This window comes from Streptomyces sp. AM8-1-1, assembly GCF_032229325.1.
Lineage (GTDB): Bacteria > Actinomycetota > Actinomycetes > Streptomycetales > Streptomycetaceae > Streptomyces > Streptomyces achmelvichensis.
Window position 1 is genome coordinate 4721560 of sequence record NZ_CP135086.1, and the last position, 19052, is coordinate 4740611.

15 protein-coding genes and 1 tRNA gene are annotated in these 19052 nt (G+C 70.8%); 9 read left to right on the forward strand and 7 right to left on the reverse strand.

Annotated features, from left to right (window positions below; translation table 11 throughout):
• Window positions 1-362: 362 nt before the first annotated feature.
• Window positions 363-438, reverse strand: a tRNA-Arg gene (locus tag RPQ07_RS21360).
• Window positions 439-586: 148 nt separating this feature from the next.
• On the opposite strand from RPQ07_RS21360, the gene RPQ07_RS21365 reads away from it, so the two are divergent.
• A complete protein-coding gene (locus RPQ07_RS21365) occupies window positions 587-2266 on the forward strand; it encodes a class I adenylate-forming enzyme family protein (protein WP_313945779.1) in 1680 nt (559 codons plus the stop codon).
• Between the two features lie 77 nt (window positions 2267-2343).
• Here RPQ07_RS21365 and RPQ07_RS21370 read toward each other — a convergent pair whose 3' ends face one another.
• Entirely contained in the window at window positions 2344-3630 is a 1287-nt protein-coding gene (locus tag RPQ07_RS21370) for a M6 family metalloprotease domain-containing protein (RefSeq protein WP_313945780.1), read from the reverse strand.
• Between the two features lie 297 nt (window positions 3631-3927).
• Between RPQ07_RS21370 and RPQ07_RS21375 the strand changes: the two genes are divergently transcribed.
• Together RPQ07_RS21375 and RPQ07_RS21380 are read left to right on the forward strand one after the other, a co-directional pair.
• On the forward strand, window positions 3928-4578 hold the full coding sequence (locus RPQ07_RS21375) for a TetR/AcrR family transcriptional regulator (RefSeq protein ID WP_313945781.1): 651 nt from the start codon (window positions 3928-3930) through the stop codon (window positions 4576-4578).
• A gap of 302 nt (window positions 4579-4880) precedes the next feature.
• Window positions 4881-6398 (forward strand): MFS transporter, encoded by a 1518-nt coding sequence (locus RPQ07_RS21380; RefSeq protein WP_313945782.1) that lies wholly within the window; start codon window positions 4881-4883, stop codon window positions 6396-6398.
• A gap of 104 nt (window positions 6399-6502) precedes the next feature.
• On the opposite strand, the gene RPQ07_RS21385 is transcribed toward RPQ07_RS21380, so the two are convergent.
• The gene (locus tag RPQ07_RS21385) at window positions 6503-7027 is read right to left on the reverse strand and encodes a MarR family winged helix-turn-helix transcriptional regulator (protein ID WP_313945783.1); all 525 of its coding nucleotides are present in this window, start codon (window positions 7025-7027) and stop codon (window positions 6503-6505) included.
• A 93-nt stretch (window positions 7028-7120) separates the two neighbouring features.
• Here RPQ07_RS21385 and RPQ07_RS21390 point away from each other — a divergent pair, with 93 nt between their 5' ends.
• Entirely contained in the window at window positions 7121-7903 is a 783-nt protein-coding gene (locus RPQ07_RS21390) for a class III extradiol ring-cleavage dioxygenase (RefSeq protein WP_313945784.1), read from the forward strand.
• Between the two features lie 28 nt (window positions 7904-7931).
• Here RPQ07_RS21390 and RPQ07_RS21395 read toward each other — a convergent pair whose 3' ends face one another.
• The gene (locus tag RPQ07_RS21395; protein ID WP_313945785.1) at window positions 7932-8972 is read right to left on the reverse strand and encodes a questin oxidase family protein; all 1041 of its coding nucleotides are present in this window, start codon (window positions 8970-8972) and stop codon (window positions 7932-7934) included.
• 48 nt (window positions 8973-9020) lie between these two features.
• Window positions 9021-9569: a GNAT family N-acetyltransferase gene (locus RPQ07_RS21400; RefSeq protein ID WP_313945786.1), complete on the reverse strand. Its 549-nt coding sequence runs from the start codon at window positions 9567-9569 to the stop codon at window positions 9021-9023.
• A 148-nt stretch (window positions 9570-9717) separates the two neighbouring features.
• On the opposite strand from RPQ07_RS21400, the gene RPQ07_RS21405 reads away from it, so the two are divergent.
• Window positions 9718-10713 carry an RNA polymerase sigma factor RpoD/SigA gene (locus RPQ07_RS21405; protein ID WP_313945787.1) on the forward strand — a complete coding sequence of 332 codons (996 nt, stop codon included), beginning with the start codon at window positions 9718-9720 and terminating at the stop codon, window positions 10711-10713.
• Between the two features lie 815 nt (window positions 10714-11528).
• On the opposite strand, the gene RPQ07_RS21410 is transcribed toward RPQ07_RS21405, so the two are convergent.
• The gene (locus tag RPQ07_RS21410) at window positions 11529-12485 is read right to left on the reverse strand and encodes a YafY family protein (RefSeq protein ID WP_313945788.1); all 957 of its coding nucleotides are present in this window, start codon (window positions 12483-12485) and stop codon (window positions 11529-11531) included.
• A gap of 63 nt (window positions 12486-12548) precedes the next feature.
• Between RPQ07_RS21410 and RPQ07_RS21415 the strand changes: the two genes are divergently transcribed.
• From RPQ07_RS21415 to RPQ07_RS21430, 4 genes are all read left to right on the forward strand, one after another.
• Window positions 12549-14057, forward strand: a complete 1509-nt coding sequence (locus RPQ07_RS21415; RefSeq protein WP_313945789.1) for an MFS transporter — start codon at window positions 12549-12551, stop codon at window positions 14055-14057.
• 256 nt (window positions 14058-14313) lie between these two features.
• Window positions 14314-15075, forward strand: a complete 762-nt coding sequence (locus tag RPQ07_RS21420; protein WP_313945790.1) for a DeoR/GlpR family DNA-binding transcription regulator — start codon at window positions 14314-14316, stop codon at window positions 15073-15075.
• Window positions 15072-16025 (forward strand): 1-phosphofructokinase, encoded by a 954-nt coding sequence (pfkB, locus tag RPQ07_RS21425; RefSeq protein WP_313945791.1) that lies wholly within the window; start codon window positions 15072-15074, stop codon window positions 16023-16025. Before RPQ07_RS21420 ends, pfkB begins: the two co-directional genes overlap by 4 nt.
• Window positions 16022-18148 carry a fructose-specific PTS transporter subunit EIIC gene (locus tag RPQ07_RS21430; RefSeq protein ID WP_313945792.1) on the forward strand — a complete coding sequence of 709 codons (2127 nt, stop codon included), beginning with the start codon at window positions 16022-16024 and terminating at the stop codon, window positions 18146-18148. Before pfkB ends, RPQ07_RS21430 begins: the two co-directional genes overlap by 4 nt.
• A 34-nt stretch (window positions 18149-18182) precedes the next feature.
• Here RPQ07_RS21430 and RPQ07_RS21435 read toward each other — a convergent pair whose 3' ends face one another.
• On the reverse strand, window positions 18183-18968 hold the full coding sequence (locus RPQ07_RS21435; RefSeq protein ID WP_313945793.1) for a DUF6227 family protein: 786 nt from the start codon (window positions 18966-18968) through the stop codon (window positions 18183-18185).
• Window positions 18969-19052: the final 84 nt, after the last annotated feature.

The following is a 19052-nucleotide window of genomic DNA, read 5'->3' on the forward strand; positions in this document are numbered from 1 at the left end:
CCGTTGTGAAAGTGGATGGGCGCCCCGCAGCCACGCGTTGCGGGGCGCTCCCTCGCGAGCATTCCCCCTCGGCTGACGGCTCAACGTACCTGGGAGGCCTGACGATCGCACACGGGCCCGACCGGGCCCAGCCACCGCGGGCTACCGTCCACCGCTCGGGTGTGCTCGCTACAGCCGCGCGGCCGGCGTAGCCGGGCCCGGAGCGGGGCGGAGGCAAGCGGAGGTAAGAGGACGCGCAGCGGGAGGCGATCAGTCACATGGACCGGCTGCTCAAGAGGCGGCGGCCGCGAGTGACTGCCCCCGTTGATGTCAGATGCTGATGTCAAAGGCCCCGGACCATGGTCGGTCCGGGGCCTTTTGGCTGGTGCCCCCGGCAGGATTCGAACCTGCGACACCCGCTTTAGGAGAGCGGTGCTCTATCCCCTGAGCTACGAAGGCGCTGCGGGACAGTGTAGCGGGTGGTTGATCCCCGGCCGAGGCGGTTGATGCGGTGTTGTGTGTGGTGTACACCCAGTTGTCTTGACCTGCCTCCCCGCTGCGCATAGCGTCGCGCTCGTACTGAGCGAGCGCTTAGAGAGGTGCGACCGTGCCGCAGCCCGAAGAGACCCTCAGCGCCCCCGGCGCGCCCTTTGCCGTCGTGCGGGGGGAGGACGGCGGGCTGCTGTACGCCGATGGGCCGCGGAGTCTGCGGGAGGTCGTCGAGGCGACCTGGGCGTACGGGGATCGGCCCTTCCTCGTCGGGGAGCGGGCCGTCTATACCTACCGCGAGTTCTTCGCCCGCGCCTCCGCCCTCGCCGGGCGGTTCGTCGGCGAGTACGGGCTGCGGCCCGGGGATCGTGCCGCCGTGGCCATGCGGAATCACCCCGAGTGGCAGATAGCCTTCTGGGCAACGCAGTTGGCCGGGCTCGTCGCCGTGCCCCTCAACGCCTGGTGGACCGAGGAGGAGTTGGCGTACGCGCTCGACGACTGCACCCCGCGCGTGCTCCTCGTCGACGGTGAGCGGCTGCCCCGTGTGGATGCCTGGCGCGAGCGGGCCGGGGCGCGTGTCGTCGTCTTCCACGGCGGGTTCCGTGACGGGGACCCGGTGCCCCAAGGTGTCGAGCGGTACGAGGACTTCGGGACGCCCGACCCTCTCACCGCGCCGCCCGCCGTCGAGGTGCGGGCCGAGGACGACGCCACCATCATCTACACCTCCGGGACCACCGGGCGGCCCAAGGGTGCCGTGGCCACGCAGCTCGCGCAGGCCGGGGCCGCGCTGCATCCGCGGTTTCATGCCAGTGCCGCCGCCCTCGCGCGCGGCGCCATGCCCGGGCAGGCGCCGGCTCCGGTCACGCTGATGACCTTTCCGTTCTTCCATGTCGCCGCGTTCACCACGCTGTACTCCACGATGGGCGTCGGCGGCACGCTCGTGCTGATGCGGAAGTGGGATGCCGAGCGGGCGCTCGCGCTCATCGAGGAGCACCGGGTCACCCACTATTCCGGCGTGCCGACCACGGCACTTCAGCTGCTGGAGGCCGCCGAGCGGACGGGCGCGGCGCTGGAGACACTCGCCCATCTCAGCACCGGCGGGGCCGCCGCGCCGCCCGATCTTCTCACGCAGCTGACCGCCCGCCACGGGCGGCGCGTCGAACCGCGCAGCGGCTACGGCCTGACCGAGACCAGCGGCGGTGTGCTCGCCAACTTCGGTGACGCCTACCGCGAGCACCCGGGCAGTGTGGGCCGGCCCTCGCCCGCCACCGAGGTGCGGATCGCCGGGCCGGCCGGTGAGGCGCTGCCCGATGGAGAGGTCGGCGAACTGTGGCTTCGCGGCCAGTCCCTCGTGCGCGGGTACTGGCGCGACGAGCAGGCGACCGCCGCCGCCTTCCGCGACGGCTGGTTCCGGACGGGGGACCTCGCGACCGTGCGGGACGGGCGGGTCAGCATCGTCGACCGCATCAAGGACATGGTGATCCGCGGCGGCGAGAACGTGTACTGCGTCGAGGTGGAGGCGGTCCTGCACTCCCATCCGGGTGTCGCCGACGCCGCCGTCCTGGGTGTTCCGCATCCGGTGCTCGGTGAGGAGGTCGCCGCTGTCGTCCAGCTGAGCCCCGGGGCGACGGTCACCGTCGACGAGCTGAAGGAGCATGTCGGCAAGGAGCTGTCCGCGTTCAAGGTGCCGGCGCATGTGCTGCTGCGTGAGGAGCCAGTCCCGCGCAATCCGACGGGCAAGATCCTCAAGCGGGAACTGCGCGGTCCGGTGGAGGAGTACGTGCGCGGGGGCACCTGAGCTGCCCGGGGCGTGCGGCAGGTTCGGGACGTGCGGCAGGTTCGGGGCGTGCGGCAGGTTCGGGGCGTGCGGCAGGTTCAGGAGCGGGTGACGCGCACCTTGTGCACACCGCCGCTGTCCGCGCGGATCACCGAGATCCTGATGCCGTTCTTCTTGTCCACGAAGGACTCCCCGGGCTGGTACGGAGCGTCGGAGAGCTCCGAGTGCACATTGGGGCGCCGGGTGCAGCCCCCGCTGTCCCGGCTGCTGTCCGAGACCGTGACCGGACCCTGCCCGGTGTCCACGCCGGTGTGCACGCGGTAGATCAGTACACCCGGTGCGCACACGGCCTCGTCATTGCCGGCCCGCGTACGGACCTCGACGGCGTAGCCCTCGTCCTCGGTGATCGGCACGATCGCCATCTTCGCGCCGCCGGCGGTGGCCAGCGGGGTCAGTGAGTACTCGGTCGTGCCCGGGGTGGAGGCGCACCCGATCTGGTGCGGGTCCAGCCAGCCCAGCTTCCATTTGTGCCAGCCGAGCAGGTCGTTGTTGGCCCCCCAGTCCTCGCTCATGATGTCCCAGTGGCCGACGGAGCCCCCGCCCTCGGAGGTGTAGAGGTCGGGCAGCCCGAAGACATGGCCGTTCTCGTGGGGGAGCACCCGGTAGCCGGTCTCGGCGTACGAGCCGGAGCCGTCGTCCTGCCGGCTGTAGACGAAGGACGTGTTGGCGAGCGGCACGCCGTCGGCGACCGGAGCGTCGTGGTTCCCGGAGAAGGTCACGGAGAGCACGGTGTCCAGTGCCGAGGGCCCGGCGTTGGGCGTGACCAGTATGTTGACCAGGTCGTATGCGCTGAAGTCCACCTTCGGGTCGGCCACCGAGACGATGTCCTCGACGAGGTTGCGATAGCCCGGCTCGTAGGGCGAGCCGCGCTCTATCCCGTACGCGGCGAACGGCATCGGCATCCGCAGCCACTCGGCCAACGGCGCGTGCGGGGTGTAGCTGAGGCGGCCGTACGAGCTGGTCCTGAACCAGTCGGAGGTCTGCGGGAAGAACTCGGCGAGCCGGTCGACGGCCCGCCCCTCACCGACGGCGTCCGAGAAGTCGATCATCAGATTGAGGGCGCGGATCTCGCCGGTGGAGGGGGAGTAGCCGGGCGGAGTCGGTATGCCCTCCGACATCTGGATGCCGAGCGTCGTGGGGATGCGGCACGGTCCGAGCCCGGTCTCGTCGGCTGTCGCCACCGGTCCCGCCGACGCCTTGGTGGGGGCGGGAAGCGTGGCGCTGGCCGTGGTCAGGGCGGCGAGCGCGAGGGCCCCGAGGGCGGCGAGTCCGCCGAGGCGGCGGGATCGGCCGGTCCTGCGTATCCGGTGGCGCGTGTGCTGCATGCAAATCGCCTTCGGGCCCACGGCAGCAGGCCGGGCCCTGGCTGCGCTCTGTGCGATCAGCCTGTGACGGCCGGTGCGCACCCGCTCGCCGGGTGAGCCGATCGTGGGACGTCCGAAGCCTTTGCTCGGAAGTGACGCAGGTCACATCCAGGTCGGGAAATAAGCGGGGATCGTTTCCCCGTTTGCATGTCTGTCCCCGCGAAACGGGGAAGCGGTCCCCGCTTACGCAGTGCTGTGAGGCGGATACGACCGGTGGACCCGAGCTCGATACGAGACAGACGCCTGAGAGGTGGAGTTGTGACCCCCGCCGTGGAAACCGAAACGCGCCGCACCCCCCGGCCGAGGGCGGACGCCCTGCGGAACCGGGAGCGGATCGTCTCGGCAGCGCGCGAGATGTTCGTGGAGTTCGGGGCCGATGTCCCGCTCGACGACATCGCCCGCCGCGCGGGAGTCGGCAACGCCACCCTCTACCGACACTTCCCCGACCGCTCCGGACTCGTCCGAGAGGTCGTCATCTCCGTCATGTCCCGTACGTGCGACCGCGTCGACCAGGCCGTTGCGGAGGAGGAGGATCCCTTCGCCGCCGTGCGCCGGTTCGTCCACGCGGCAGCCGACGAGCGCATCGGGGCCCTGTGCCCGATGCTCGCCGGCGGGTTCGACCAGGACCACCCGGATCTGCGCGCCGGTCGCGAACGCCTCGAGGACTCCGTACTGGGGCTCATCGAGCGGGCGCAGTCGGCGGGCCGGATGCGTACCGATGTCGCCGTCGGCGATCTGATGGTGGCCCTCTCCCAGCTCACGCGGCCACTGCCGGGCATCGGATGCCTGGGCATCGACCGCTACGTCCACCGCCATCTGCAGCTCTTTCTGGACGGACTCGAAGCACCCGCTCGCTCCGAACTGCCCGGCAAGGCGGCGACCATGGAGGACCTGCGAACCACGCAATGACGCAATGACGCAATGACACACCGGAGTTCGTGAGGCAGTAGGGACGCGGGGCACGACAGCGAGGTCGGGTCCGGCGCCGGGGGAGACCGCCCGGACCGCGTCCGAGCCGGCGCCCGAGACCGATGAATCGCCTGCCCGCCTCACGTCTCACGGACGACCAAGACGATCAGACGATCACGCGACGACTCCGACCGGCTTTCGACTGACACACACGACGGCTTCGACTCGTACACGACGGCTCGTGCACGGGGGCATCGACCACGTCCGTTATGACTTCTTCGCACCCATAGGTGGCCCTTCCCATGCCAAAAACACCCGACATATCCCTTGCCGACCCGAAGCGCTGGAAAGCTCTGGTCTTCATCGCCCTCGCCCAGCTGATGGTGGTGCTCGACGCGACGATCGTGAACATCGCGCTGCCCACCGCCCAGCAGGACCTGGGAATCTCCGACGGAAACCGCCAGTGGGTCATCACGGCCTACGCCCTGGCTTTCGGCGGACTGCTGCTCTTCGGCGGCCGTATAGCCGACCTGTGGGGCCGTAAGCGCACCTTCGTCGTCGGCCTGCTCGGTTTCGCCGCGGCCTCCGCGCTCGGTGGCGCCGCCACCGGCGAGGCGATGCTGCTCGGCTCCCGCGCACTGCAGGGTGCCTTCGGCGCACTGCTCGCGCCGGCCGCGCTCTCCCTGCTGGCGGTGATGTTCACCGACGCCAAGGAGCGCGCCAAGGCGTTCGGCATCTACGGCGCGATCGCCGGTGGTGGCGGTGCCGTCGGCCTGATTCTCGGCGGCTTCCTCACCGAGTACCTGAACTGGCGCTGGACCTTCTTCGTCAACATCCCGTTCGCGATCGTCGCCGCTGTCGGCGCGTACTTCGTGATCCGTGAGCCCGCGGGCTCCCGCAACCGTTCCTCGCTCGACATCCCCGGTGTCGTCCTGTCCACGCTGGGCCTCGTGGCCCTGGTGTACGGCTTCACCCGCGCCGAGTCCGCCGGCTGGTCCGACGGTCTGACCGTGGGCATGTTCGTGGCCTCCGCGGTGCTGCTCGCCGCGTTCGTCGTCACCGAGGCCAAGGTCAAGGCCCCGCTGCTGCCGCTGCGCGTCCTGACGGAGCGCAACCGCGGCGGTGTCTATCTGTCGCTCGGTCTCGCCATCATCGCGATGTTCGGCCTGTTCCTCTTCCTGACCTTCTACCTCCAGGTCGTGAAGGGCTACTCGCCGGTCATGACCGGCTTCGCTTTCCTGCCGATGATCGCGGGCATGATCGCGGGCTCGACGCAGATCGGCGCCCGTTTGATGACCCGGGTGGCTCCGCGGCTGCTGATGGGCCCCGGCTTCGTCCTCGCCGCGCTCGGCATGCTGCTGCTGACGCAGCTGGAGATCGACAGCTCGTACGCCGGTCTGATCCTGCCGGCGCAGCTGATGCTGGGCCTCGGTATGGGTACGGCGTTCATGCCGGCCATGTCCCTGGCCACGCACGGTGTGAACCCGGCCGACGCCGGTGTCGCCTCCGCGATGGTCAACACCTCGCAGCAGGTCGGCGGCGCGATCGGTACGGCGCTGCTGAACACCATCGCCGCCTCGGCCACCAGCTCGTACATCGCCTCGCACGCGGCGGGTGCGACCAACCCGAAGCTCCTGGAGATGCAGGGCCTGGTGCACGGCTTCTCGTCCGCGATCTGGTGGGCGGTCGGCATCCTGGTGGCGGCCGCGGCCATCGCCTTCACGCTGATCAACACCGGGCGTCCGGACGCCGGTTCGCTCACCGCCGCCTCGGGTGACGGTGTCGAGGACGAGGTCAGGATCCCCGTGGTCGCGCACTGACCCACGCGAAGAAGTCGTACGACAAGGGCCCTGCCCGGGGTGAACCCGGGCAGGGCCCTTCGCCCACGTGTACGCGGATCAGCGCAGCCCCATGTGTACGCGGATCAGCGCAGCCAGGGGAGGTCCGCGCCGGACTCCTGCGGCTGGAGCGCGTCGGACATGATCCGCATGATCTCGCCCAGCTGGCCCACCTGTTCGGGGGTGAGCCGGTCGAACAGGGCTTGGCGCACCGCCTCGACATGGGCGGGTGCGGCTGCCTTCAGCACGTCGAAGCCGGCCTCCGTCAGGACGGCGTTCTGGCCGCGCTTGTCGGAGGGGCAGTCCTCGCGGCGCACCCAGCCGTTCTTCTCCAGCCGCGCGATCGCGTGCGAGAGCCGGGAGCGCGTGATCTTGGCGTCGATGGCCAGCTCCGTCATCCGCTTGCGACGGTGCGGGGACTGGGAGAGCTGGACGAGCAGGCCGTAGTAGACGTGCGGCATGCCGGCGTCCCGCTGCAACTGGCGGTCGAGGTGGTCCTCGAACAGCATGGTGGCGTGCAAGTAGGCGCGCCAGACGCGCTGTTCGTCGTCGCTGAGCCAGCGCGGTCCGCTCTCGCCGTCACCGGTGGATGCCGTGTTCATGTATTCCACTATTCCACTCTACGACTCAGTTCTTGAAACTTGAACAATGTGGATCTAAGCTGTGGTGTAGCTTGAAACTTCAAGCAGATCGGGAGTCGCCTCATGAACGCCACGTCTGTCACGGAGCGGATGCCCGCCCTCTATCTCTCGCACGGCGCTCCGCCGCTCGCCGACGACCCCGTGTGGCCCGGCGAGCTCGCCGCATGGTCCGCCGGTCTGCCGCGCCCGCGCGCGATCCTGATGGTCTCCGCCCACTGGGAGGAGGCCCCGCTCGCGCTGGGCGCGACCGAGTCCGTGCCCCTGGTGTACGACTTCTGGGGCTTCCCCGAGCACTACTACCGGGTGCGGTACGACGCGCCGGGCGCTCCCGCGCTCGCCGACTCCGTACGCAAGATGCTCCGCACCGCCGGGATGCCCGTGCAGGACATCCCGGACCGCGGGCTCGACCATGGCGCGTACGTGCCGCTGGTGGAGATGTTCCCGGGTGCCGACATCCCCGTTCTCCAGATCTCCATGCCCACCCTCGACCCCCAGAAGCTGATGGAGATCGGACGCAGGCTGGCGCCGCTGCGGGACGAGGGCGTACTGATCGTCGGCAGCGGGTTCTTCACACACAACCTGGCGGCGCTGCGGCAGGGCGGCATCCCTGGCTGGTCGGCGGAGTTCGACGACTGGGGCCAGCGGGCGCTGGCGGCCGCCGATGTGGACGCGCTGCTGGACTTCGAGCACAAGTCCCCGGCCGGGAAGCTCGCCCATCCGCGCACCGAGCACTTCGCCCCGCTCTTCGTCACTCTCGGAGCGTCCGAGGGCGATCTCGCGACGGGGAAGAGCGTGATCGACGGCTTCTGGATGGGCCTGGCGAAGCGGTCCGTGCAGTTCGGCTGACCGGCAGGCCGGGCACCCGGAGGGCCGCTCAGAGGAAGGGCTCGTTGAGCTCGATCGAACGGACGGCCGCGGCCAGGGCGATCGGGTCACCGATGTCCAGGGCGGTGTCGGTGAACTTGATCGTGTGATCGTCGCCGTGCGCGGCGGCCCGCTCGAAGATCTCCTCCGGGCTCGCCGTCGTGGGCCGGTACGGAGCGGCCTCGGCGGGTGTGTACGCGGCCGTGACCGCGGCACTCGCGGCCCACGCGGCCCCGAGACTCGGCACCCACAGCTCGCGGGGGAGCGCCGGCAGGGTGCGCAGCACGGCATTGGGCGCGGTCGCCGCGTGCACCAGCATGACCGGCTCGCCGTGCCCGTGACTCGCGTAGCGATGGGTGGCGGCGGTGACGAGCTCGACAAGCTGCGCGCGGGCCGCTTCCGGGTCGGCCGTGGCGCCGGGCCAGGCGGGAAAAGCGGTCAGCCGGCCGAGCCGGTCCAGGATGCCGCCGCTTTGATCGGACACGGCCGGGACGGCGTCGAGCGCGGCCGCCGCGGTCACCTCCGGAGGCAGGGTGCGCAGCTCGGGCAGCGGCAGATGCCGGGCGGCCCAGTAGCCGAGCGCGTGTGCCAGCTCGGTCACCCGCGGACCGGTCTCCTCTCCGGTGAGCAGGGTGCGCACGGCGTGGCCCACCCGGATCGCCGGATGCGTGGCCCCGCCCGCGATGCCGGGCAGCAACCGCGGCCACCACTCGGCGAGTACGTCCCGCCAGGGGCGTTCGGCGGTCTCGCGCTCGAAGTGCACGGCCCAGTCGGCGATGCGGCGCGGATCGCCGAGAGCCTCCCGCCAGTCGGACGCCGTCACCGGGGTGCTCGGCTCCGGCATGTCCTCCAGCTTGCTGCCGTAGTGGTCGAGCCAGCGGTGCACGGACGACGATCTGCCGTGCCGCACCAGCGCCTCGACGGCCATCGGACCGTGATTGCTCAGCCAGCCGTCGCGCTCGGGGCCGGACGAGTGGAGCCGCTCCAGTGCTTCGTCGAGGGTGCCGGTGGTGTCTCCGGGGGTGCCGGTGGTGTCGCCCGTGGTGTCCATGAACGGGACCCTAGGGTCGGCGCTCCGGCGGCGTAACGGTCCGGCGACCTAGTCCTCAGGCCCCAGCCTCTTCTCGTACCAGGCGACATCCCAGTACCGGTCGAACTTCCGGCCCACCTCCTCGTACGTTCCGAGATGACGGAAGCCGAAACGGTCGTGCAGCCGGACCGAGGCCTCGTTCGGCAGGGCGATCCCGGCGTACGCCCGGTGCAGATCCTCACCGGCGAGCGCCTCGAAGAGGGCCGTGTAGAGCAGGGTGCCGATGCCGCGGCCCGCGGCTTCGGGCGCGCAGTAGACGCTCACCTCGACCGACGTGGAGTACGCGGGCTTGGGGCGCAGGGGACTACTGGTGGCGTAACCGAGCAGGCTTCCCCCGGGTGACGTCCCCGCATTCGGGGCATCGCGAGCAACCAGAAGACGGTGCGGGCCGTCTTCAGGGTGGGAGCGCAACCAGGGGCGGCGCTGCTCGGGGGTGAACGTGGCCGTGTCGAATGTGACGGCCGTCTCACGGATGTAGTGGTTGTACAGCTCGGTGAGGGCCACGAGATCGGCCTCACTCCCGGGCCTGACCTGCACTTCTGTACGTCCCTGCGGCATTCGTCCTCCGGTGGTGGCCGGACAGGGTACTGCAAGATCACCAAAATCGACGCAGCCCCGGGGAATTCTGTCCGGATTCCAGTCGTTGTTTCCTTCGGATGCAGGGCACCCGAGAGGGTGTCGCGACCTACTCAGTAAGGGAGCTCGCATGGCAACCCGTGCCGTCGCCCGCCGTCAGTCCGAGACCAGTGGGACCGACCGGGCAAGCAGCGTTCGCGCAGGCGGGGAGATCGCCGACCGCGACCTGGTCGGCATGTACCTCGACGAGATCGCGCGTACGCCGTTGCTCGACGCCGCCAAGGAGGTCGAGCTGTCCCAGACCATCGAGGCGGGTGTGTACGCCCAGCAGATCCTCGCGAAAGAGGTGGAGAGCGAAGCCGACGGAGCCACGCGCGAGGAGCTCGAGGCACTGGTGGCCGAGGGCGAGCGCGCCAAGGACGTCTTCATCCGCTCCAACCTCAGGCTCGTCGTGGCTGTCGCCCGTCGCTACCCCCGCAGCGGACTGCCCCTGCTCGACCTGATCCAGGAGGGGAACGCCGGCCTGGTGCGCGCGGTCGAGAAGTTCGACTACGCGAAGGGCTTCAAGTTCTCCACGTACGCGACGTGGTGGATCCGCCAGGCCATCACCCGCTCCATAGCCGACCAGTCCCGCACGATCCGTCTCCCCGTCCACCTCGTGGAGGAGCTCGGCCGCATCCGCAGGGTGCAGCGCGAATTCAACAGGGAGAACGGCCGCGAGCCGGAGGCCACGGAGATCGCGAAGGAGCTCGACTCCACGCCCGAGCGCGTCTCCGACGTACTCGACTGGGCACGCGACCCGGTCAGCCTCAACATGGCGGTGGACGACGCGGGCGAGACGCAGTTCGGCGACCTCCTCGAGGACACGTCGGCGGTCTCACCGGAACAGTCGGTGCTCACGCTGCTGCGCAGCGAGGAGCTGGAAGACCTGATCGGCAAGCTCGACAACCGTACGGCGTCGATCATCCGCATGCGGTACGGCATCGAGGACGGCCGCGAGCGGACGCTGACGGAGGTCGGCAAGGAGCACGGCCTGACGCGCGAAAGGATCCGCCAGATCGAGAAGCACGCGCTGCTCGAACTGAAGCGGATGGCGCGCGACACGGGCTTCGACGCGGCGGCCTGACCCTCGGCGGACACCCCGCCCCCTATACGGACCCCGGCACCCTCCCCCCCCGGTGTCGGGGTCCTCGTCTGTCTCGGGGACCCACGGACCCGTGCCTGCGGCAGCATCGCGCTGCCTTGGATAGCCGCACCTGCCGGTGCGGAGGGGAGAGGTCCCTGTGGGGCTGTGCCCCACACCTCTGCTGCGGCAGCTTCGCGCCGCTGAGGCTTGGCGCACTTGCTCATGCGAAACGAAGGGGCTGTCGCCTCACACCCCGCGAGCTGCGGTCCGGTGCGCGTGAGGAGAGTGCGGCCGGCTCCCACCCTCTGGCGGGTTGCGGCTCCCTGCCGGTCGGGCCCGCGCACCTGTCCGGTGCGGCTGGGAAAGCTCTTGGTGGCTGTGCCTGCGCCCCTCACCCCCGCTGCGGCAGCTTCGCGCCGCGCTGGCTGGTCGCCCCGGTCAGGCGCGGGTGGAGAGGTGTTTGTGTGGGGCTGGCGCCCCCACCCCCTCGTAGCGGCAGCTCCGCGCCGCATCCCATCGGGCACCCCGAACCGGCTCGGGTTCGCCTGTGCCCGCACTGCAACGAGGTTCGTCCTCGACCCCGGCAGGGGGCGTGCAGGGTCGTCCCCGCAGGGGATCGGCGGCAACACCCGGGTGACCAACACAGCAGACCTGTACGCCGCCGACCCCGAGGAGTCGAGCCCGGAGGGCCCCCGGACCCGACGCCGGACAGGGGCCCGAGGGGCAAGCGCCCAGCCCGGCCCAGGGCCCGACGCCGGACAAAGGCCCGAGGCCCAAGCGCCCGACGCCGCACAACGGCCCGAGGCCCCCGCCCCTCACCCCGACGCCCTCACCAACCGCCTCCCCAGATCCGTCACGTACTCCACCAGCACCCCCGGCCCATGCACCCTGAACTCGCAGTCCACCAGCGCCAGTCGAAGCGCCAGCCACTCCACCGAGTCCACCGAGCGCGTCCGCAGCCGGCACCCGCCCCCCGGCGTCGGTACCGGCGAGCCGAACGACTCCGGCAGCCTCGCCACCACGAACTCCGCCGGCGCATCGAAGCTCACGTCCACCTCCAGCTCCGGCTGCCGCGACATCGTCGCTCCCAGCAGCGCCTCCGCGCTCCCCGTCGGCAGTTCCCTCGGCTCGAACCTCGCCCCCGTCGCGAACGGCTCCGAGATCCGGTCGACCCGGAACGTCCGCCAGTCCTCCCGCCCCCCGTCGTACGCCACCAGGTACCACCGGCGCCCCGTCGACACCAGCCGGTACGGCTCCACCAAGCGCTTCGTCTCCGTGCCGTCGCCCGCCCGGTAACCGAACCGCAGCCGCTCCCGCCCGCTCGCCGCCCCCGCGATCACTGTCAGCGTCTGCGGGTCGATCGTCGCGCCGTCACCCCGCGTCAGCGGAACCGTCGCGGCCTGGAGCGTCGTGACGCGGTGCCGCAGCCGCGACGGCAGCACCTGTTCCAGTTTGGCCAGCGCCCGTACGGACGCCTCCTCGATACCTTCGATCGCATGGCCCGCACCGGCCCGCAGCCCCACCGCGATGGCGACCGCCTCCTCGTCGTCGAGGAGCAACGGCGGCATCGCGGCGCCCGCCACCAGCCGGTAGCCCCCGACCGCGCCCATCGTCGCCTCGACCGGATATCCCAGATCCCGGAGCCGGTCGATGTCCCGCCGGATCGTCCGCGGGCTCACGGCGAGGCGCTCGGCGAGCTCGCTGCCCGGCCACTCGCGCGGAGTCTGGAGGAGGGAGAGCAGATTCAGCAGTCGTGCCGGAGTGTCCGTCATGTCTCTCAGGATGCCTCGCATCTAGGACATGAGCTGACCTATATCACCTCTAACTTTCTTCTTATGAGTTCACAGCCCGCCGTACCCGCTACGGCTTCGGACCGAAGGCGCTGGATCGCGCTCGCCATCGTCATGACCGCGGCCTTCATGGATCTGGTCGACGTCACGATCGTCAACATCGCGATCCCCAGCATCGAGCGCGACCTCGGAGCGTCGTTCGGCGCGATCCAGTGGATCACCGCCGGATACGCGCTCGCCTTCGCCGCCGGTCTGATCACGGGCGGCCGGCTCGGCGACATCTACGGCCGCAAGCGGCTCTTCCTCATCGGCATCACCGGCTTCACGCTCGCCTCCGCGCTGTGCGGGTTCGCGGCGAACGAGGAGATGCTGGTGGCCTCGCGCCTCCTCCAGGGCGCGACCGCGGCCCTGATGGTGCCGCAGGTCCTGGCGATCATCCACGCCACCTTCCCGGCGCACGAACGCGGCAAGGTCTTCGGGATGTTCGGCGCGGTCATCGGTCTCGGCGCGGTCTCCGGCCCGCTGCTCGGCGCACTTTTGACCCAGTGGAACCTGTTCGGCCTCGAATGGCGGCCGATCTTCCTGATCAACCTGCCTGTCGGCATCGCCGGTCTGATCCTCGGCCGCAAGTACATCACCGAGTCCCGTGCCCCGAAGGCGCTGCGGCTCGACCTGATCGGTGTCGTGCTCGTGACGCTCGGCCTGCTGATGCTGATCTACCCGCTGACCCGCGGCCGTGAGCTGGGCTGGCCGCTGTGGGGTCATCTGTGCATGGCCGGCAGCCTGTTGGTGTTCGGCGCGTTCGTGGCGTACGAGAAGCACAAGACGCGCAGGGACGGTTCGCCGCTGGTCGAGCTGTCGCTGTTCAGGGTGAAGAGTTTCGCGGCCGGCATCGCCGTGCAGCTCACGTTCGGCATCGTCTGCGGAGTCTTCTTCCTGGTCTGGACGCTCTACATGCAGATCGGCCTGGGCTGGAGCCCGCTGCGGGCGGGTCTGACCGGTGTTCCGTTCTCGATCGCGGTGTCGGCGGCGGCCGGAATCTCCGTGCAGAAGCTGGTGCCGCGCTTTGGACGCAAGGTGCTCCAGGCGGGCGCGGTCACGATGGCCGCGGGAATGCTGCTCTACATCTGGGAGGCCGGGCGGTACGGCACGGCGATCCACTCCTGGCAGATGATGCTGCCGCTCGTCGTGATGGGCCTCGGCATGGGCCTGATCGTGGCCCCGCTGACGGACGCGGTGCTCTCCGACGTGCCGCACGAGCACGCCGGTTCGGCGTCCGGGCTGATCAATACGACGATGCAGATGGGCAACGCGCTGGGGCTCGGACTGGTCTCGGTGGTCTTCTTCGGCTCGATCGACGACAGGATCGCGCCGAGCGCGGTGGGCAAGGCGTTCGGCGAGGCGTTCCAGAACTCGCTGTGGTGGGCGGTCGGCGTACTGGGTCTGATCTTCCTGGTGATGTTCGCACTGCCCTCGCGGCCGAAGCAGCATCTGGAGGGCGCGGAAGCGGGCGGCGAGGCGGCGCCGGAGCGGGAGCCCGTACTGACGCACTGAGCCGCGGACACAACCGCACACGGAAGGGCCCGGCCGGGGACGAGATCCCGGGCCGGGCCCTTCCGCTGTCCGCGCCCCTCCGCTGCCCGCGCCACCCATCGGCCGACCGGACCTCAGGCGCACACCGCGCACCGCACACCGCACCGCACCGCCCGAACGTGTCCGTCCGCCGCCCGTATCTGTTTACTTTGCCGAAATCCAGGCGTACTCTCCCCTCAAAACCACAGGGTCGGGCATGGAACGGATGTAAAACCACATGTACGCACCGGAGCGCCAGCAGGAGATCCTGCGTCTCGCCCGCGACGGCGGCCGAGTCGACGTGCTGTCTCTCGCCGAGGAGTTCCAGGTCACCGCCGAGACCATCCGGCGCGACCTCAAGGCCCTCGACCGCGCGGGGCTCGTGCGCCGTGTGCACGGCGGCGCCATCCCGGCCGGGCGGCTCGACTTCGAGCCCGATCTGTCCGAGCGCGAGTCGACGGCGGCCGACGAGAAAGACCGCATCGCACAGGCGGCCCTCGCCGAACTCCCCACCGACGGCAGCGTGATCCTCGACGCCGGCTCCTCCGTGGGACGGCTCGCGGGAGTTTTCCCGCTGGAGTGCTCCCTCACCGTCGTCACCCACGCCCTGCCGGTGGCCGCCCGGCTCGCGGACCATCCCGGGATCGACCTCCACCTGGTGGGCGGCAGGGTCCGGCACCGTACGCGCGCGGCGGTCGACGCCTGGGCGCTCCGGGCGTACGGAGAGGTCCGCGCCGATGTCGCCTTCCTCGGCGCCAACGGCTTCTCCGCGGAACACGGCCTCACCACCCCGGATCTCGCGGAAGCCTCCGTGAAGCGCGCGATGGTCTCCGCCGCCCGGCGTGTGGTGCTGCTCGCGGACTCGGCCAAGCACGGCGAGGAGCACTTCGCCCGCTTCGGGGACCTCGCCGACGTCGACCTGCTCATCACCGACAGCGGGCTCGCCCCGAAGGACGCCGCGGCGATCGAGGCCGCGGGCACGGAAGTCGTACGCGCATGATTCTCACCGTCACCCCGAACCCGTCACTGGACCGTACGTACGAGGTCCCGGCGCTGGACCGCGGCGAGGTACTGCGCGCCACCGCCGAGCGGATGGACCCGGGCGGCAAGGGCGTCAACGTGTCGCGGGCCGTCGCGGCCGCGGGTCACCGCACGGTCGCCGTCATGCCGCTCGGTGGGGCGCCCGGCGCGCTCGTCGCGGAACTGCTCGCCGGACAGGGCATCGAGGTCGCCGCGGTCCCGGTCACCGGCGGGACGCGTTCCAACATCGCGCTCGCCGAACCGGACGGCACCCTCACCAAGATCAACGCGCCTGGCCCCGAACTGTCCACCGCGGAAGCCGAGTCACTCCTGTCCATCACCACGGCGCACTGTGCGTCGGCGTCATGGATCGCCTGCTGCGGCAGTCTGCCGAGGGGCCTCGCACCCGAGTGGTACGCCGAGTTGGTCGCCCGCGCGCACGCGGCCGGAGCCCGGGTGGCCCTCGACACCTCGGGCCCCTCCCTGCTCGCGGCGCTGCGTTCACACCCTGACGTCGTCAAGCCCAACGCCGACGAACTCGCGCAGGCCGTCGGCCGCCCCCTCGCCACCGTCGGCGATGCGGTCAAGGCGGCCGAGGAGCTACGGGAGCTGGGGGCGCGGGCGGTACTGGCCAGCCTGGGCGGCGACGGCCAGCTGCTGTCCTGCGCCGCGGGCACCTGGTTCGGCCACGCGCCCGTGTCCACCGTCCGTAGCAACGTCGGCGCGGGCGACGCGTCTCTCGCCGGATTCCTCGCGGCGGGCGGCGAGGGGCCGGTCGCACTGGCCGCCGCGGTCGCGCACGGTGCCGCCGCCGTGCAACTGCCGGGCAGCGTGATGCCGACCCCGGCCGATCTCGACCCGTCCGCCGTCACGGTGACGGCGGACATCCCTCTGGACCGAGTACTCACCGAGCAAGGGAGCCCGCGATGAGCGAGATGATCACCGCGGACCTGGTCGACCTCGACCTGGCCGCGACGACGAAGGAGGCCGCGGCCCGCTCGCTGGCCGAACGGATGGTGGCACTCGGCCGGGTCACGGACCTCGAGGGGTTCCTCGGGGACGTGGCCGCACGCGAGGCGCAGATGCCGACCGGTCTGGACGGCGGTATCGGCATCCCGCACTGCCGCAGCGCGCATGTCACGGAGCCGACGCTGGCGTTCGGCCGCAGTGCCGCGGGTGTCGACTTCGGTGCCCCGGACGGTCCGGCGGACCTGATCTTCCTGATAGCGGCCCCGGCGGGCGCGGACGACGCGCATCTGACGATCCTGTCGTCGCTGGCCCGCCGGCTGATGGACGAGTCGTTCACCTCGGCGCTCAGGACGACGACGGACGCGCCCGCCGCGGCCTCCCTGATCCGCGGCGAGGCCCCGGCGACGGGGGCCGAGCCGGCCGCCGGGCCGGAATCTCCCGGTGAACCGGAGACGGCAGCCGGACCGGCCGAGGCGGCGGTCACGCCCGCACCCGCGGTGGCGGTACCCGCGGAGGACGCACCCACCCAGGCCGCACCTGCCCAGGACGCACCCACCCAGGCCGCGCCTGCCCAGGACTCACCCACCCAGGCCCCACCCGCCCGCGACGACGACGCGCCCTTCCGGATCGTCGCCGTCACCTCCTGCCCCACCGGCATCGCCCACACCTACATGGCCGCCGAATCGCTCCAGAAGGCGGCCGAGGCGGCCGGTGTCCACATCGACGTCGAGACGCAGGGCTCGGCCGGATTCACCCGGCTCGACCCCGAGACCGTGCGGGCCGCGGACGGTGTGATCTTCGCCCACGACGTCCCCGTACGGGACAAGGCCCGCTTTGCCGGGAAGCCCACCGTCGACGTCGGCGTGAAGGCCGGAATCAGCAGGGCGGCGGCACTCGTCGACGAGGTACGGGGCAAGGCCGAACGCGGTGAGGTCAGCGCGGGCTCGGCCGCACCCGCCGACTCCGCGGGAGACTCCGGCGACGGCAACGGCACCCGGCTCCGCAAGTGGCTGATGAGCGGCGTCAGTTACATGGTGCCCTTCGTCGCCGCCGGCGGGCTCCTCATCGCCCTCGGCTTCGCCATCGGCGGCTACGAGATCTCCGACGCCAAGTCCGTCGCCGAGCACTTCGCATGGACCGACCACACGAGCTGGGCCGCGCTCCTCTTCCAGGTCGGCGGGCTCGCCTTCAGCTTCCTGGTGCCCGTACTGGCCGGCTACATCGCCTACGGCATGGCCGACCGTCCCGGTCTGGTCCCCGGATTCGTCGGCGGCGCGATCGCCCTCACCATCAACGCCGGCTTCCTCGGCGGCCTGATCGCCGGACTCCTCGCGGGTGCGACGGTGATGGCCATCCAACGCGTCCCGATCCCCGCACCACTGCGCGGCATCATGCCCGTCGTCGTGATCCCGCTCGTCTCGTCCGCGGTCGTCGGCTTCCTGATGTTCCTGGTCGTCGGCAAGCCGATCGCCGGGCTGCAAAAGGCGCTCACCGACTGGCTGTCCGGCCTCTCCGGCGCCAACGCCGTGATCCTGGGCGTCATCCTCGGGCTGATGATGTGCTTCGACCTCGGCGGTCCGCTGAACAAGGTCGCCTACGCCTTCGCGGTCGGCGGGCTGGCCAACCCCAACGAGGGCTCGCTGAAGGTCATGGCCGCGGTGATGGCCGCCGGCATGGTGCCGCCGCTGGCGATGGCCCTCGCCACCGTCGTACGCAAGCGGCTGTTCACCAGGACGGAGCGGGAGAACGGCAAGGCGGCCTGGGTGCTGGGTGCTTCGTTCATCACGGAGGGCGCGATCCCGTTCGCCGCGGCCGACCCGCTCCGGGTGATCCCGGCGGCGATGGCGGGCGGCGCGGTCAGCGGCGGGCTGTCGATGGCCTTCGACTGCACGCTGCGCGCCCCGCACGGCGGCATCTTCGTGGTGCCGCTGATCGGCAACCCGTTCCTCTACCTCGTCGCGATCGTCGCCGGCACGCTGGTCAGCACCGCGACGGTCGTCCTGCTCAAGGGACTCCGCAAGGCACAGCCGGGACAGGCACCCGCGCAGGCCGAGGAGGAGACCAAGGTCCTCGCCGCCGCCTGACGGCCGGCGCCGAATTCCTGGGCGGCAGGCCCGGTCAGCGCACCCGTGCGCGGAGCTCCATGGCTTCGCGCGCGGTGTGCTCCGATCCGTACACCTCGCACATGTGGCGGCCGTCCGGGGTGGCCGTGTGCTCGACCTCCCACAGGCTCGTCTCGGTGCCGTCGAGCAGCAGGAACGCGTGCTCGTACAGGGTGAAGCCCGCGTCCTTGCCGTCCACCCGGTACTGACGGCCGAAGACCTGCGTGATGTGGTGGGCGAACGCCGCGCGCAGCAGCCCTGCGGTCTCCTCGCCCGGCCGGTCGCCGTTCTCGGCGCGGCGCAGGACCCGGCGGGCGTGGTCCGCGGAGTTGTCCGGGACGTACATCCGGGGGAGCGCGGCCGGGGGTGCGGTCATGAGGGCGGCGAGGAGCTCGAAGTCGGCGTCGAGGTCCGCGCCCAGGTCGCTGAAGATCAGCCCGGCGGCCCCGGAAGCGGAATCGCCGTCCGCCGTGGCGAACCCCGGGAAGCCGGAGGGCAGCCGGGACGCGGCGAGCCGCGCCTCCGACTCCTCGGTGTAGAGCTCGTGCTGCTCGGCGCCGCTCCGCCCGGTGCTGTGGACGAGCTCCCACAGGACGAGCGAACTCCCGTCGCTGAGCAGATACGCATGCCGGTACGTCACGCGGTCCAGGACCGCGCTGTGGTGCGAGGAGTGCAGCGAACTCGCGTGAGCCAGCGCCGAGTCGAGCCGCCCGACCGTCGCGTCGGGCAGATCGAAGGAGTTGAGCGCCCGACCGAGGAGTCGCTCGAGGTGCGCCTCGGTTGTCTCGTACGGATCGTTCAAGGTGGGTCTCCAGGCCGTCGCCGCAAGTCACTTGGTGGTTGCTAAACGTAGCCCCTGGGTCTGACAACGTGTCCTGCGTTCGGG